Source organism: Lacticaseibacillus porcinae, assembly GCF_003946305.1.
Classification (GTDB): domain Bacteria; phylum Bacillota; class Bacilli; order Lactobacillales; family Lactobacillaceae; genus Lacticaseibacillus; species Lacticaseibacillus porcinae.
Genome location: NZ_RHNS01000002.1, coordinates 48,649 through 63,116 on the forward strand (window position 1 = coordinate 48,649; position 14,468 = coordinate 63,116).

Below are 14,468 nucleotides of genomic sequence, written 5' to 3' on the forward strand. Positions count from 1 at the left end.
CTCCGATTGCTTTACGATTCACTCGCGCGGGCTTGTGAATTCAAGCTGATTTCCGCAAGTTTTGGCCCACGGACGACATCGACGTCTTTGAGGCCGATCCCGCATAGTTTCTCCAAGGTGAAAGCCAGCTCAGCATCTTGCACATTCCGCGATTCGTTGGTAAACAAGAGCTCGTCATGAGTCGCCGCTTGGGTGTAAACCACAGTGGTGCTCCCAAGTGAGTAAACTTTCACGAATTGCGTATCGGTGTGCGCCAACTGCTGAGCAACCAAGTGGGGGTAGCTATTGGTAATATCGATCAACCGCATAATCAAACACGTCCTTTCAAAACAAACTGTTCTGGTGCCTACTTCCATTATAAGTTAAGCGGCTTCAAACTGCTAGAGACAAGCGGCAGTTCGTAATGATTTCCAGTACAAAAGTTCACAAATTTTTTCGGCAAAATGTCGATAACCGTTGTTAGGTGGGAACAAATATCTGTCGACGCTGATGATTTTTGTCGTTACCATCATGAGCGTCAGACGCACGTGAGACGTTCTAAATCGTTCCGAGCTAGAGATTCGAAAGGTGGCAGTCATTTGAAATTGAGCCAGTTGGCGTCTCAATTTCAATTCGCCACACTAAAAAAGCCAAGGCACACGGCCTTGGCTTTCAGGTGACACAGGTTATTCAGCTTTTTCGGAAATGGCGATTTCACCATTAGCGATGCGGGCTTCAAGATTCGTTGCCGCTGGATGGTCGAGATAGAAGTCAGCCACACGGTCTTCGATTTGTTCTTGGATCACACGACGTAATGGACGGGCGCCCATGGCTGGATCAAAACCTAAGGTGACCAGCTTTTCCTTGACTGGATCAGTGACATGGATGGTCAACCCTTGGTCATGGATGTTCGCATTGGTATCAGCGATCATCAAACCAACGATCTGCATCAAGTCTTGCTTATCCAAAGCTTTGAATTCAACGATATCATCAAAGCGGTTCAAGAATTCTGGCTTGAAGTAGTTGCCTAGTTGGCCAAGCACTGAATGGGTGGTGCCATGCATGCTGGCGCCAAAGCCGACGTTCGCTTCTGCATCAGTCGACCCAGCGTTAGAGGTCATGATGATGATCGTATCCTTAAACGATACCGTGCGGCCTTGAGAGTCAGTCAAGCGCCCATCATCTAAGATCTGCAAGAACATGTTCATGACATCAGGGTGCGCTTTTTCGACTTCGTCTAACAAAATCAGACTGTAAGGGTTGCGGCGTACTTGTTCAGTCAATTGACCAGCTTCTTCATAGCCGACATAGCCAGGAGGCGAACCGATGAGCTTGGACACGGAGAATTTCTCCATGTACTCAGACATATCAAAGCGGATCATCGCTTCTTGAGAGCCGAACAACTCTTTGGCTAATTGCTTGGCAAGCTCCGTTTTCCCAACGCCGGTAGGGCCGACGAATAAGAAACTACCGATTGGACGACCGGTTTTGTTGAAGCCGATGCGGTTGCGGCGAATGGCACGGGCCACTTTGTCAACGGCGTTGTCTTGGCCGATGACATGGGCTTTGAGATCAGGTGCCAAAGTCTGCAGCTGTTGTTGCTCTTGTTGCTTGAGTTCACCGACTGGAATATGCGTCTTTTGTTCGACGATTTGTTCCATGTCTTTTTCGGTGACAGTTGGGGTATCTTCATCAGACACTCCAGCTTGATCTTTTTGCATTTTTTCAAGCTTGTTGACTTGGTCGCGATAAAAGGCGGCTTTTTCATAGTCTTCTTGCTTCAACGCAGCTTGTTTTTGACTTTCTGCATCGGCGATCTTCTTCTTTAAGGCGTTAGGGTCAACGACTTTAATGGTCAAGTTCTTCTTAGAACCTGATTCATCAAGTAAGTCGATGGCTTTATCGGGTAAGTAGCGATCTTGGATGTAGCGGTTAGATAAGCTGACAGCGGCTTTAATGGCAGCGTCAGTATATTTGACATGGTGAAAGTCTTCGTAGCGCTTTTGAATGCCTTTAAGGATCTCTTCAGTTTCTTCGACACTTGGTTCGTCGACAGTGACGGGTTGCAAGCGCCGAGCAAGTGCGGCATCTTTTTCGATTTGACGATATTCATTGTTGGTTGTCGCACCAACTAATTGCAGTTCGCCGCGGGCAAGGGCAGGCTTTAACACGTTGCCGGCGTCCATACCGCCTTCAGCGTTACCAGCGCCGACGATTTCGTGAATTTCATCAATGAACAAAATGGTGTTGTCAGATTTCTTCAATTCATCTAACAGCTGTTGCATCCGTTGTTCAAATTGACCACGAATGCCAGTTCCTTGTACTAACGATACGACGTCAAGTTGAATGACCTGGCAATCTTGCAATTTGGTTGGCACATCACCATTGGCAATTTTAAGGGCTAAGCCTTCGACGACGGCAGTTTTACCGACGCCGGCTTCACCGATCAAAACCGGGTTGTTCTTCGTCCGGCGGTTTAAGATCTCGATCACGCGGGCGATTTCACCATCGCGGCCGATCACAGGGTCGATTTCACCGTTTTTAGCCTTTTGGGTCAAGTTGACGCCAAATTGACCGAGGACGGAATTCCCATTGCCACGACGGTTGTTGCCGCCGCCACCGTTTTGACCACTTTGAGTGGGTGGGGTTTGCGGTTGTTGTGGATTTTGATCCATGCCTTGGCTCATGGCCTTGAAAATGTCATCGAGGCCGTTGAAGCCGAAGGGATCGTTTGCGTTGGTTGGTTGCATTTGGCCTCCTGCTTGTTGCTTCAACTGTTGGTAGCAATTCTGACACAAGTTGATCTCTTGTTTCGTCCCATTGACGCTGGTGTACAAGTGGATCGTTGCGGGGTTTTGATGACAGTTCTCACAAAGCATTTCGTCACTACCTTTCTATATAAGCTCGTCGATTGAAAGTCGCATTGACCTTCATTGACCAAAGCCCAGTATACACGCTTATTTTTGAAAAGCAAGCACTCTAATACCGAGAGTGCTAAAAAATTTCTAAAAGCCTTGCTATGTCAGGTTTTTGCCGCTTGTCTACAAGCGTTGATAATGCTACCATTGAGTTGTTGCCGAAAGAAGGAGGCTGAAAGATATGTCTGTAGACTACACCGCGTTGATGGACCAGCTTAGAGCTGGTGAAATCGACGAGATCAAAATCGATCCAACCACTTTTGCAGCGTTTCGGACCGCGTGGACCAATTATCCTGCGCGCAAAGAAATCGTAGGCACTGCAAGGCGCGAAGGTGTGATTTTATATCATTACCACCCACTTAACGACAAATAAGACTTGTCGTGAAAACGGAATAATGGTAAGGTTTACAAGAGATAGGATGAAGCCATTCTATTCGGCAAAAATTTTTTTCAAATGACGAAGGAGCAGATTACTCATGGAAAAACGCGAATTTAATGTTATTGCAGAAACAGGTATCCACGCCCGTCCGGCTACCCTTTTGGTACAAGCTGCCAGCAAGTTCAATGCCGACATCAACCTGGAATACAAGGGCAAGAGCGTTAACTTGAAGTCCATCATGGGCGTTATGTCCCTGGGTGTAGGCCAAGGCGCAGACGTTACCATTTCCGCTGAAGGTGCCGACGAAGCAGACGCAATTGCTGCTATCGAAGAAACCATGAAGAAGGAAGGCCTCTCTGACTAATGACAAAGCAACTCAAAGGGATCGCCGCAAGTGACGGCATCGCAACTGCGAAAGCCTACATGTTGGTGCAACCCGATTTGTCATTCAAGCAGAGTGCAGTTCAAGATGCAGACGCTGAAGTTCAGCGCCTGCATTCTGCTTTAAAGCAAAGCACTGACGAACTCCAATTGATCCGTGACAAAGCGGCAGAATCCTTAGGCGAAGAAGAAGCCCAAGTGTTCGATGCTCACATGATGATCCTCGCAGACCCAGAATTTACTGGCGCGATCGAAAGCAAAGTTAAAGATGACAAAATCAACGCCGAACAAGCCTTAAAAGACGTGTCCGACACTTTCATCTCCATGTTTGAAGCCATGACCGACAACCCTTACATGCAAGAACGTGCTGCGGATATCCGCGACGTGTCCACGCGTGTGTTGGCGCACTTGCTCGGTCGGGCTTTGCCAAACCCAGCCTTGATCGACTCCGAAGTGATCGTAGTCGCTCATGACTTGACCCCAAGTGATACTGCGCAATTGAACAAAAAGTACGTCAAAGCCTTCGTCACTGATATCGGTGGCCGCACGGCGCACTCTGCGATCATGGCGCGTTCTTTGGAAATTCCAGCGGTTGTTGGGACTAAGAGCATCACCGAAGACGTCAAAGACGGTCAAATGTTGACTGTTGATGGCTTAACTGGTGATGTCACCGTAGACCCTACTGACGAACAAATCGCAGCTTCTCAAAAAGAAGCCGCTGATTATGCCGCTCAAAAAGCTGAATGGGCAACGTTGAAGACTGCTAAGTCCATCACTGCTGATGGCAAGCACTTCACGATTGCTGCAAACATCGGGACTCCAAAAGACCTTGATGGCGTTTTGGCTAACGGTGCTGAAGCCGTTGGGTTGTATCGTTCAGAATTCTTATACATGGATTCTGCCGAACTCCCAACTGAAGACGATCAATTCGAAGCTTACAAACAAGTTCTCGAAACGATGAGTCCAAAGCAAGTCGTTGTCCGGACCATGGACATCGGCGGTGACAAGCACTTACCATACTTGCCACTTCCAGAAGAAGAAAACCCATTCTTGGGCTATCGTGCCATCCGGATCTCCTTAGATCGTGATGACATCTTCCGGACTCAATTGCGTGCTTTGTTGCGTGCTTCTGCATTCGGTAAGTTAGGCATCATGTTCCCAATGATCGCCACAATTGCTGAATTTGAAGCAGCCAAGAAGATCTTTGAAGAAGAAAAAGCGAAGTTAGTTGCCGACGGTGTTAAGATCGGCGACGACATTGAACTTGGCATGATGATGGAAATTCCAGCTGCCGCTGTGTTAGCTGATCAATTTGCTAAGCATGTTGACTTCTTCTCCATCGGGACTAACGATTTGATCGGCTACACGATGGCCGCAGACCGTGGTAACGAACGCGTTTCCTACTTGTATCAACCTTACAACCCATCCATCTTGCGCTTAGTTAAGCACATCATCGATGCCGCTCATAAGGAAGGCAAGTGGGCTGGTATGTGTGGGGAAGCTGCTGGCGACCCTGTCATGGTACCGATCTTACTTGGCATGGGCTTGGACGAATACTCCATGTCCGCAAGTTCTGTCTTGAAAGTTCGCAGCCTCATGAAGAAGCTGTCCACTGAAGACATGAAGAAGCTCGCTGACAAAGCGGTCAACGAATCCGAATCCAACGACGATAACATCAAGCTCGTCGAAGAATTCACCAAGTAATCTCAAAGAAGCCTGACCCATTGTGGTCGGGCTTTTTTTGACCTAACAATCAGTGGCAGCCGGTTTCAGAGATCAGCACAAACCGCTGATGCTCTTGCACCTAAAAATCAAGCCAAGAAAAACACTTGGCTTGATTTTTGCCGGTGAAATCTGCGCCAGCCGCCAAAATTCGGCGTCTGACTTGATTTCACTGCCACTGGAAATTGTCAGTTCACCTTTGTGTGACCAAACGACCGCCACTCACTGTTGCTGTTGATTGTCAGCTGCTTGTCAAAACAGATCGATTTATCTTGATGATTAGTTGTAGCGTAAGTTGACAAGCTTCGGTGACATTTTTTCAGTTGCATTGAATATTGTGCTGAAACTGATTTAAAATCACGCTGGTTTGTCAATTAAACTGAGCGATATGGAATTGAAGCTCAATACGAGATAAGGGAAGGCGAGCGACAATTTTGTCGGTCGCTTTTTTGCGTGCACAAAACCCGAATAATTTATAAATGTTGGCGGGTATGCTGACATCAAAAAGTTGAATAGCTGACCGAACGTTCGTAAACACGAACGTTATAATTATTTCGTTGGTATTTCGTCCGCAATTAGCTTGTTTTTGACGAATTTGCGTGCTAGACTACAAATAACTTATGAAAGCAGGTGACGATTTTGAAAGTCGCGATCGTGATGGGATCTAGTTCTGATTGGTCAACCATGAAGTTGACCGCAAAGCAACTCGACGATTTGGCAATTCCTTACGAAAAGCACGTGATCTCGGCACACCGTATGCCTGATGCGTTGGCTCACTTCGGCAAAACCGCAAAAGAAAATGGTGTGTCGGTGATCATTGCTGGTGCTGGTGGCGCTGCTCATTTACCAGGGATGTTAGCCGCAAACACCACGGTGCCAGTGATCGGAGTTCCAGTCAAAACCCGAACATTAAATGGCGTTGATTCCTTACTTTCAATTGTTCAAATGCCAGGTGGCGTTCCAGTTGCCACCATGGCGATCGGTGACGCTGGGGCGACCAATGCGGCCTTGTTCGCAGCTTCGATCCTTGGGGTCAGTGATCCTGAAGTCACTCAGAGACTTGAGGCTTTTCGTCAAGCCCAAACGCAAAAAGCTGAAGAAAGCGAGGCACTGCTTGATGACTAAGCCATTGTTGCCGCCTGCGACCATCGGCATTGTCGGTGGGGGTCAACTAGGTCGCATGCTTGCCCAATCTGCTAAACAAATGGGCTATACCGTCGGGGTGTTAGATCCGACGCCGCAAGCACCAGCAGGTCAAGTCGCAGATTTTCAAATCGAAGCCGAATACGAAGACGTTGATGCGCTGATGCAATTGGCGAAGCGTTCAGATGTCCTCACCTATGAATTTGAAAATGTCGACCTCGACGCGTTGACGCAAGCTAAGCAATACGCCGCACTTCCGCAAGGCACAGAATTATTGCGGATCACGCGCCAACGGATCACTGAAAAAACATTCCTCCGTGATCACGGGATCCCGACGGCAAACTTTGCCGCGGTCCCGGATGCCCAAAGCCTACAAGCGGCAGTCGAAGCAGTCGGCTATCCGGCTATTTTAAAAACGACGACTGGCGGCTACGACGGCCATGGCCAACAAGACTTGAACTCACCAGCCGATCTGTCAGCAGGTGAAGCCTTGGCCAGTAAGACGCCATGTATTCTCGAACAACGCAAAACTTTCTCTCGTGAATTGTCGGTGATGGTGACGCAAGATGGCAACGATGACGTCCGTATTTTCCCAGTGGTTGAAAACCGTCATGCCAACCACATTTTGCACACAACCATTGCGCCGGCACCAAACTTAAGCGCTGAGTTGCAAACACAAATCGATCAACTGGCAACGACCATCGCCAAAGCATTGAAGCTGCGTGGGGTGCTTGGCATCGAATTGTTTGAAACTGCTGAAGGCATCGTGGTCAACGAATTGGCGCCACGGCCGCATAATTCCGGGCATTACAGCATTGAAGCTTGCAACTTCTCGCAGTTTGACGCGCATATCTTAAGTATTTGTAATTTGCCGATCGCACCGATACATTTACTCACCCCAGCGGTGATGCGCAACTTGCTTGGCGACGATTTGACCAAAGCCCGCGCGGCGTGGTCGCAGCATCCTGAGTGGCATTTTCATGATTATGGTAAAGCAGAGATTCGCCCAGCACGTAAAATGGGGCACATCACTGTATGTGAAGGATCAGATCTCTTGAAGGCAGTCCAATTGGAGGGCGACAAGTAGTGGAAAAGACAACTGTTTTATATACCGGTAAAGCCAAGCAAATGTGGGCAACTGATGATCCAGATGTGTTATGGGTCGAATATATGGACCAAGCTACTGCATTAAACGGCAAGAAAAAAGTTCAAATCGATGGCAAAGGGACGTTGAATCGTCAGATCTCCAGTTTGTTGTTTGAAGAACTCAATGCCCAAGGCTTTCCAACGCACTACTTGAAAACTTTAGATGACACCACGATGTTGGTGAAAAAATGCACCATGATCCCACTAGAAGCAGTGGTCAGAAACTTTGCTTCCGGCAGCTTCGAACGTAAATTCAAAGTCGAACATCTCAAACCGTTAGTTCCAGCAGTCCATGAATTCTTCTACAAATCCGACGCTTTAGACGATCCGTTCATCAACAATGAACAAGCGATTGCCTTAGGCTTTGCCGATAAAGCAACCATCGATGAGATCCACACCATGTCTGATCGCGTCAATGCTTATCTGAAGCAACGTTTTGCTAAGATCGGGATCGATTTAGTTGATTTCAAATTAGAATTTGGCCGCTTAAACGATGGCACCTTTGTCTTAGCCGATGAATTATCCCCAGACAACATGCGCTTAGTCGATGAAGCCACTGGCAATTCGCTTGATAAAGATGTCTTCCGCAAAGACCAAGGCCCGCTGACTCCGGTATATGCTAGCGTCTTGAAGCGCCTCAAAGAAAGCAAATAAACCCCTCTATTAGAAAGGAGCCCCACCATGTTCAAAGCCAAGATCTATGTCAACTACAAACCTTCCGTTCTCGATCCTAAAGCTGAAGTGATCAAAAACACACTCAGTCGCTTAGGCCAAACCAATGTCAAAGACGTCACTGTCGGCAAGTATTTTGAAGTGTTACTTGAAGGTGATCGCGACGCTGTCGACCAACAAGTTGACGCCTTATGCGATCAGATGTTGGCCAATGTCAACATGGAAGCTTATCGCTACTCACTTGAGGAGGTTTAACATGAAGGCTGCGGTTTTAACTTTCCCAGGCTCTAATTGTGATGATGATTTGCTGTGGGCAGTCAAAGACATTGCTGGCGCTGATGCTGAACTGGTTTCGGCAAAAAGCGAATCGCTGGAAGGCTTCGATCTGGTGTTAGTGCCAGGCGGCTTTTCTTATGGTGATTACTTGCGTAGCGGCGCGATCGCCAAGTTTGCGCCGATCATGACAGCATTGAAAAATTTTGCAGATAACGGCGGCTACGTCTTAGGCATTTGCAATGGGTTCCAGATTTTAACGGAAGCTGGTTTGTTGCCAGGGGCTTTACAATGGAACACCAGCTTGGAATTCATTTGTGAACCAGAACCGTTGAAAGTGGTCAACAATCGAACCGCTTTTTCCAATCAATATGCGCAAAATCAAGCGATCACCTTACCGATCGCCCATGGTGAAGGCAACTATTACGCCGATGCCGATACCTTATCAGAAATCGAAGCCAACAATCAAGTGGTGTTCCGCTATGCCGACAATCCTAATGGTTCCTTGAATGACATCGCCGGCTTGACCAACAAAGCAGGGAATGTCTTAGGGATGATGCCGCACCCAGAACGTGCAGTGGAAGCATTGCTTGGTGGCACTGATGGATTAGGCGTCTTTCAATCATTGATCGCTGCGACGAAAGGAGCTGCCCATGCTGCAAACTGAACTCACACCAGAACAGATCCGTGACCAAAAGCCATATTTGCAACTCGGCTTGACTGAAGCAGAATACAATTTATTCGCTGAACGGTTAGGCCGTTTGCCCAACTACACGGAAATGGGTTTACAATCCGGCATGTGGAGCGAACATTGTTCTTATAAATACTCCAAACCGATTCTAAAAACTTTCTGGACGAAAAACGATCGCGTGTTGATGGGCCCTGGTGAAGGTGCCGGCGTCATTCGCATTGGTGAAGGCAAAGCGGTGGTGTTCAAAGCGGAATCGCACAACCACCCAAGTGCCGTAGAACCTTATGAAGGGGCCGCGACTGGGATTGGTGGCATCATTCGCGACATTTTCTCCATTGGCGCTAAGCCTGTTGCTAGCCTGGATGCCTTAGCTTTCGGGGATGAATTCGATGCCCACAACAAGAATTTGATCGATCAAGTCGTCGCTGGCATCGGCGGTTATGGGAATGCGATCGGCATCCCAACTGTTGCCGGTGAAGTGCAATTCGACCCTGGCTATCAGAAAAATCCCTTAGTCAATGCCATGACTGTCGGTGTGATGGATGAAAAAGACATTCAAAAAGGCAAAGCCGCAGGGGTCGGCAACGCGATCATTTATGTCGGTGCAAAAACTGGACGTGACGGCATCAATGGCGCGTCGTTTGCTTCAGCAGAATTCTCTGATGCTGAAGACGCTGATCGCTCTGCCGTTCAAGTCGGCGATCCTTTCATGGAGAAATTGTTGACTGACGCGTGCTTGGAAGTCACCCATGATCACAAAGATGCATTAGTCGGGATCCAAGATATGGGGGCTGCCGGTTTAGTTTCCAGTTCTGCGGAAATGGCGTCTAAAGCCGGCTACGGCATGACAATGGATCTGGACTTGATCCCGCAACGTGAACCTGGGATGACGCCTTTTGAAATTATGTTGAGTGAATCCCAAGAGCGGATGTTGTTATGTATCCGCGCCGGTCACGAACAAGAGATCCTCGATTTATTCAAAGGCTATGATCTGGATGCTGTGGTGTGTGGTCGCGTTGAAGATGGCCATCAATATCGCTTGTTGCATCATGGCGAGGTGGTTTGTGATATTCCGGTCAGCTTGTTGACAGATGATGTCCCAACGTATACGACCGTGCCTGAAAAGCCTGAACGGTTAAAAAATCCTGCCCCTGATTTTGAACCGGTGATCGAAGATTTAGCAGCGACCTACAAACAATTGCTGGCGATGCCAAACATTGCGTCCAAACGTTCGCTGTACCGCCGTTATGACGCGCAAGTCCAAACCAACACGGTGATCGCACCTGGTGGGGATGCTGGCGTGATCCGCGTCCGCGACACCCACAAAGCCTTAGCGATGACTGCAGATTCTAACGGTCGCTTGCTGGCGTTAGATCCTGAAATCGGCGGCGCCATCACCGTTGCCGAAGCGGCACGTAATCTCGTGGCCACTGGTGCGGAACCGCTAGGCATTACCGATTGCTTGAACTACGGCGATCCTTCCAAACCTGAAGTGTATTACGAATTACAACAATCTGCCAAAGGCATCGTCGCTGCCACCAAGAAATTTAATACGCCAGTGATCTCCGGTAACGTCAGCTTGTATAACGAAACTGATCATCACGGGATTCACCCGACGCCAATGATCGGGATGGTGGGATTGATCGAAGACCTCACTGCCATTACCACCGTTGATTTCAAACAAGCAGGCGACATTGTCTATTTGGCCGGCAACACCGGCGATGATTACAACGGTTCAAGCTTACAATATTTGCAAACTGGTGCTTATGCAGGTCGATTGACTGGCTTTGATCTTGAAGCTGAAAAGCAAACCCAAGATCTCGTCTTGACTTTGATCCGTGAACACCTGGTCAATGCCGCCCATGATTTATCAGATGGTGGCTTAGCCGCAGCAATCGTGGAAATGGGTGCTAAACGCGAGCTCGGCTTGATTGCAGATACGACGCTGACCACCACACAATTGTTCAGTGAGACGCAAGGGCGCTTCTTGTTGACGGTAAAACCTGAAGATCAAGCTGCTTTTGAAGCCATCGCCAAAGATCAAGCCGTGCAACTCGGGGTTGTTTCCACTGGTGATTTTGATTTGAAATTAGCAGATGGCGAGCTTAACACTCAAATGTCGCAATTGACCACCATCTACTCGGAGGCCTTAGCATGTGCGCTGAAGTAAAATCGTTAAATGAAGAATGCGGGGTGTTTGGCGTTTGGGGTGACCCGCACGCTAACGTTTTAACGCATCTGGGCTTACACACTTTACAACACCGCGGCCAAGAAGGCGCTGGGATCGTTGGACTGACAGACCATGGTTTGCATCGTCACTATGGTTTCGGTTTGGTGTCTGAAGTGTTTGCTGATCCTGAATCCGTCCGCGCCCTTGCTGGGACTGCGGCGTTAGGCCATGTGCGTTATGCCACAGCCGGCGGGCGCATTTTGGAAAATATTCAACCGTTATTGTTCCGGTTCTCACATGAATCGATTGCCTTGGCACATAACGGGAATTTGACCAATGCGTTAAGTTTGCGCGATCACCTTGAACAAAGCGGCGCGATCTTCCAATCGACTTCTGATACTGAAGTGTTGATGCACTTGATCCGCCGTTCAAAAGCCGCAACGTTTAAAGGGCAAATGATCGACGCCCTCAACCAAGTGCACGGTGGGTTTGCCTTTGAAGTGTTAACGGAACATGCGTTATACGCCGCTGTTGATCCCAATGGCTTCCGCCCGTTAGTGGTCGGCAAGTTACCTAGTGGTGGCTTTGTGATCTGCTCAGAAACTGCAGCGTTGAATGCCGTCGGTGCTGAATTTGTCCAAGATGTGCAACCAGGGCAATTGATTGTGATCGATGATGCCGGCTTACACGCTGAACAATACACCAATGACACCCAACTGGCAGTGTGCTCGATGGAATACATTTACTTCGCGCGTCCAGATTCTGAAATTCACGGTGTTTCCGTCCATGAAGCCCGCGTGAAAATGGGTGAACGCCTTGCCCAAGAACAACCTGCCGACGCTGATATCGTCGTCGGCGTTCCCAATTCTAGTTTGTCAGCGGCGTTAGGTTATGCGCGTGCTTCTGGCATTCCTTATGAAATGGGTTTGATCAAGTCGCAATACATTGCGCGGACCTTTATTCAACCAACGCAAGCATTACGGGAACGTAGCGTGCGCATGAAGTTGTCACCCGTTAAAGCCGTGGTAGCAGGCAAGCGGATCGTGTTAGTCGATGATTCGATTGTCCGTGGCACCACTGCCATTCAACTGGTGCAACTGCTTAAAGATGCTGGGGCCAAAGAAGTGCATTTGCGCATCGCCAGCCCGCCATTGCGCTTCCCATGTTTTTACGGCATCGATATTCAAACGACTCGTGAATTAATGGCTGCCAACCACAGTATTTGTGAAATGCGTGACTTGCTTGGCGCTGATTCATTAGCCTTTTTATCAGTTGATGGCTTGGAACAATCAGTTGGGTTACAAACCGATGCGCCTAATGGTGGCTTATGCGTCGCGTACTTTACCGGGGTTTACCCGACTAAGCTCGATGATTATGAAAAAACGTTGCATCAAGAGTTGTCTAAGCTTCAAATCAATATTGCGGAGGTTTCAGCATGAGTTTTGATTATAAAAGCGCTGGTGTCGATGTTGACGCTGGTAACGCATTGGTGCATCGCATCGCCCCAGTCGCTAAAGCCACGCAAAATGCGAATGTCTTAGGCGATCTCGGCGGGTTTGCCGCAGCGTATCGCTTACCTGAAATTTCACAGCCGACGTTAGTGTCTGCCACTGATGGCGTGGGGACGAAGTTGTTGCTGGCGTTGCAATGTGATCAACATGACACCATCGGCATCGATTTAGTTGCGATGGTGGCTAACGACTTGCTGGCTGATGGTGCCAAGCCGCTGTTTTTCCTCGATTACTTGGCATGTGATCAACTAGATGTCGATCAAGTTGAAACCATTGTTAAAGGCATCGCTTATGGTTGTGAAATGGCCGGCATGAGTTTGATCGGTGGGGAAACTGCTGAAATGCCTGGCATGTATCCTCAACATCACTACGATCTGGCAGGGTTTGCTGTTGGCTTAGCGTCTGAAGATAAACTGTTGCCTCAAGGGGTCAAAGCAGGCGATAAGTTGATCGGTTTGCCAAGCTCTGGGGTCCATTCCAACGGTTTCTCATTAGTTCGTCGCTTACTTGCAGAAACAAACCTCGCTTCGATGCCGTTAGCTGATGGCACTGAGATCACCACTGCCTTGTTGGCACCGACCCGCATTTACGTCAAAACGGTCTTGCCGTTGATTCAAGCAGGGTTGATCCATGGCGCTGCTCATATCACTGGTGGCGGTTTTGAAGACAATGTCCCACGGATGTTGCCGAAGCACTTGGCAGCAGCATTTGATGTCGAGGCTTGGCAATGGCCTGAATTATTTACTCGTTTGCAAGAAGCCGGCGATTTGAGCCTTGAAACCATGCGTCGAACCTTTAATTGCGGCATCGGCATGGTGTTAGCAGTTGATCCTGCAGATGTTGACACTGTCCTTGCCCAAAATCCTCACAGCAAAGTGATCGGAGAGGTTATCCAACGCGATCAAGAGGCTGTGGTTTGGAGATCATGATGAAACAAATCGTTGTTTTTGCCTCAGGAAGTGGCACCAATTTTCAAGCGTTACATGATTTTTTCAAAGCCTCGACTCAAGTCAACATTGCGTTATTGGTATGTGATCATGCCGATGCGTATGTGTTGCAGCGCGCGGCTTTAGCTGGTGTGCCAACGTTAGTGGTCAACTTCCGCGACTATGCAAGCAAAGCAGAAGCCGAACAGTCAATACTGGACAAGTTGCCAACATGTGATTTAATTGTCTTAGCAGGGTATATGCGTATCATTGGCAAAACGTTACTGGCGGCTTTTCCCAATCGGATCGTCAACTTACATCCGGCATTGTTGCCGAGTTTTCCCGGTCGGACTGGGATTCAAGATGCTTACGATTATGGAGTCAAAGTCACTGGCGTCACCGTCCATTATGTCGATGCTGGTATTGATTCTGGGCAGATCATCGCCCAAGAGCCGGTGCGCATAAAATCTGGCGAATCAGTTGAGGAACTTGAAGCGCGGATCCATGCTGTGGAGCATGAACTACTGCCCCAAACAGTTGCCGCCTTACTCAAATAA

14 protein-coding genes are annotated in these 14,468 nt (G+C 48.5%); 12 read left to right on the forward strand and 2 right to left on the reverse strand.

The window, feature by feature from the left end:
- Window positions 1–11 precede the first annotated feature (11 nt).
- Both EKM92_RS02535 and EKM92_RS02540 read right to left on the reverse strand, forming a co-directional pair.
- Window positions 12–308, reverse strand: a complete 297-nt coding sequence (locus EKM92_RS02535; protein ID WP_125707575.1) for a DUF1827 family protein — start codon at window positions 306–308, stop codon at window positions 12–14.
- A 357-nt stretch (window positions 309–665) separates the two neighbouring features.
- Window positions 666–2,858 carry an ATP-dependent Clp protease ATP-binding subunit gene (locus EKM92_RS02540; protein WP_125707577.1) on the reverse strand — a complete coding sequence of 731 codons (2,193 nt, stop codon included), beginning with the start codon at window positions 2,856–2,858 and terminating at the stop codon, window positions 666–668.
- Window positions 2,859–3,078: 220 nt separating this feature from the next.
- Between EKM92_RS02540 and EKM92_RS02545 the strand changes: the two genes are divergently transcribed.
- The 12 genes from EKM92_RS02545 to purN all read left to right on the forward strand — a co-directional run bounded on the left by EKM92_RS02545 (window position 3,079) and on the right by purN (window position 14,468).
- Complete coding sequence (locus EKM92_RS02545) at window positions 3,079–3,270, forward strand: hypothetical protein (RefSeq protein WP_054714998.1); 192 nt, start codon at window positions 3,079–3,081, stop codon at window positions 3,268–3,270.
- Between the two features lie 103 nt (window positions 3,271–3,373).
- Window positions 3,374–3,640 (forward strand): phosphocarrier protein HPr, encoded by a 267-nt coding sequence (locus EKM92_RS02550; protein WP_125707579.1) that lies wholly within the window; start codon window positions 3,374–3,376, stop codon window positions 3,638–3,640.
- Window positions 3,640–5,361, forward strand: coding sequence for a phosphoenolpyruvate--protein phosphotransferase (gene ptsP / locus EKM92_RS02555; RefSeq protein ID WP_125707581.1), 1,722 nt, complete (start codon window positions 3,640–3,642; stop codon window positions 5,359–5,361). The genes EKM92_RS02550 and ptsP overlap by 1 nt, the downstream gene beginning before the upstream one ends.
- A gap of 654 nt (window positions 5,362–6,015) precedes the next feature.
- Window positions 6,016–6,504, forward strand: a complete 489-nt coding sequence (gene purE / locus EKM92_RS02560) for a 5-(carboxyamino)imidazole ribonucleotide mutase (RefSeq protein WP_125708003.1) — start codon at window positions 6,016–6,018, stop codon at window positions 6,502–6,504.
- The gene (gene purK / locus EKM92_RS02565; RefSeq protein WP_125707583.1) at window positions 6,497–7,609 is read left to right on the forward strand and encodes a 5-(carboxyamino)imidazole ribonucleotide synthase; all 1,113 of its coding nucleotides are present in this window, start codon (window positions 6,497–6,499) and stop codon (window positions 7,607–7,609) included. Before purE ends, purK begins: the two co-directional genes overlap by 8 nt.
- The gene (gene purC / locus EKM92_RS02570; RefSeq protein ID WP_125707585.1) at window positions 7,609–8,322 is read left to right on the forward strand and encodes a phosphoribosylaminoimidazolesuccinocarboxamide synthase; all 714 of its coding nucleotides are present in this window, start codon (window positions 7,609–7,611) and stop codon (window positions 8,320–8,322) included. Before purK ends, purC begins: the two co-directional genes overlap by 1 nt.
- Before the next feature lie 27 nt (window positions 8,323–8,349).
- Window positions 8,350–8,595 (forward strand): phosphoribosylformylglycinamidine synthase subunit PurS, encoded by a 246-nt coding sequence (purS, locus tag EKM92_RS02575; protein WP_125707587.1) that lies wholly within the window; start codon window positions 8,350–8,352, stop codon window positions 8,593–8,595.
- Between the two features lies 1 nt (window position 8,596).
- Complete coding sequence (gene purQ, locus EKM92_RS02580) at window positions 8,597–9,280, forward strand: phosphoribosylformylglycinamidine synthase subunit PurQ (protein ID WP_125707589.1); 684 nt, start codon at window positions 8,597–8,599, stop codon at window positions 9,278–9,280.
- Window positions 9,267–11,474, forward strand: a complete 2,208-nt coding sequence (gene purL / locus EKM92_RS02585) for a phosphoribosylformylglycinamidine synthase subunit PurL (protein WP_125707591.1) — start codon at window positions 9,267–9,269, stop codon at window positions 11,472–11,474. The genes purQ and purL overlap by 14 nt, the downstream gene beginning before the upstream one ends.
- Complete coding sequence (purF, locus tag EKM92_RS02590; RefSeq protein WP_125707593.1) at window positions 11,459–12,913, forward strand: amidophosphoribosyltransferase; 1,455 nt, start codon at window positions 11,459–11,461, stop codon at window positions 12,911–12,913. Before purL ends, purF begins: the two co-directional genes overlap by 16 nt.
- Window positions 12,910–13,914 carry a phosphoribosylformylglycinamidine cyclo-ligase gene (purM, locus tag EKM92_RS02595; protein ID WP_125707595.1) on the forward strand — a complete coding sequence of 335 codons (1,005 nt, stop codon included), beginning with the start codon at window positions 12,910–12,912 and terminating at the stop codon, window positions 13,912–13,914. Before purF ends, purM begins: the two co-directional genes overlap by 4 nt.
- Window positions 13,914–14,468: a phosphoribosylglycinamide formyltransferase gene (purN, locus tag EKM92_RS02600; RefSeq protein ID WP_125707597.1), complete on the forward strand. Its 555-nt coding sequence runs from the start codon at window positions 13,914–13,916 to the stop codon at window positions 14,466–14,468. The genes purM and purN overlap by 1 nt, the downstream gene beginning before the upstream one ends.

Coding starts and splice junctions, on each gene's coding strand:
- purL (WP_125707591.1), top strand. CDS start 9,267: ATGCTGCAAACTGAACTCACACCAGAACAGATCCGTGACCAAAAGCCA.
- purN (WP_125707597.1), top strand. CDS start 13,914: ATGAAACAAATCGTTGTTTTTGCCTCAGGAAGTGGCACCAATTTTCAA.
- purM (WP_125707595.1), top strand. CDS start 12,910: ATGAGTTTTGATTATAAAAGCGCTGGTGTCGATGTTGACGCTGGTAAC.
- EKM92_RS02550 (WP_125707579.1), top strand. CDS start 3,374: ATGGAAAAACGCGAATTTAATGTTATTGCAGAAACAGGTATCCACGCC.
- purS (WP_125707587.1), top strand. CDS start 8,350: ATGTTCAAAGCCAAGATCTATGTCAACTACAAACCTTCCGTTCTCGAT.
- purQ (WP_125707589.1), top strand. CDS start 8,597: ATGAAGGCTGCGGTTTTAACTTTCCCAGGCTCTAATTGTGATGATGAT.
- EKM92_RS02535 (WP_125707575.1), bottom strand. CDS start 308: ATGCGGTTGATCGATATTACCAATAGCTACCCCCACTTGGTTGCTCAG.
- EKM92_RS02540 (WP_125707577.1), bottom strand. CDS start 2,858: ATGCTTTGTGAGAACTGTCATCAAAACCCCGCAACGATCCACTTGTAC.
- purK (WP_125707583.1), top strand. CDS start 6,497: ATGACTAAGCCATTGTTGCCGCCTGCGACCATCGGCATTGTCGGTGGG.
- purF (WP_125707593.1), top strand. CDS start 11,459: ATGTGCGCTGAAGTAAAATCGTTAAATGAAGAATGCGGGGTGTTTGGC.
- EKM92_RS02545 (WP_054714998.1), top strand. CDS start 3,079: ATGTCTGTAGACTACACCGCGTTGATGGACCAGCTTAGAGCTGGTGAA.
- ptsP (WP_125707581.1), top strand. CDS start 3,640: ATGACAAAGCAACTCAAAGGGATCGCCGCAAGTGACGGCATCGCAACT.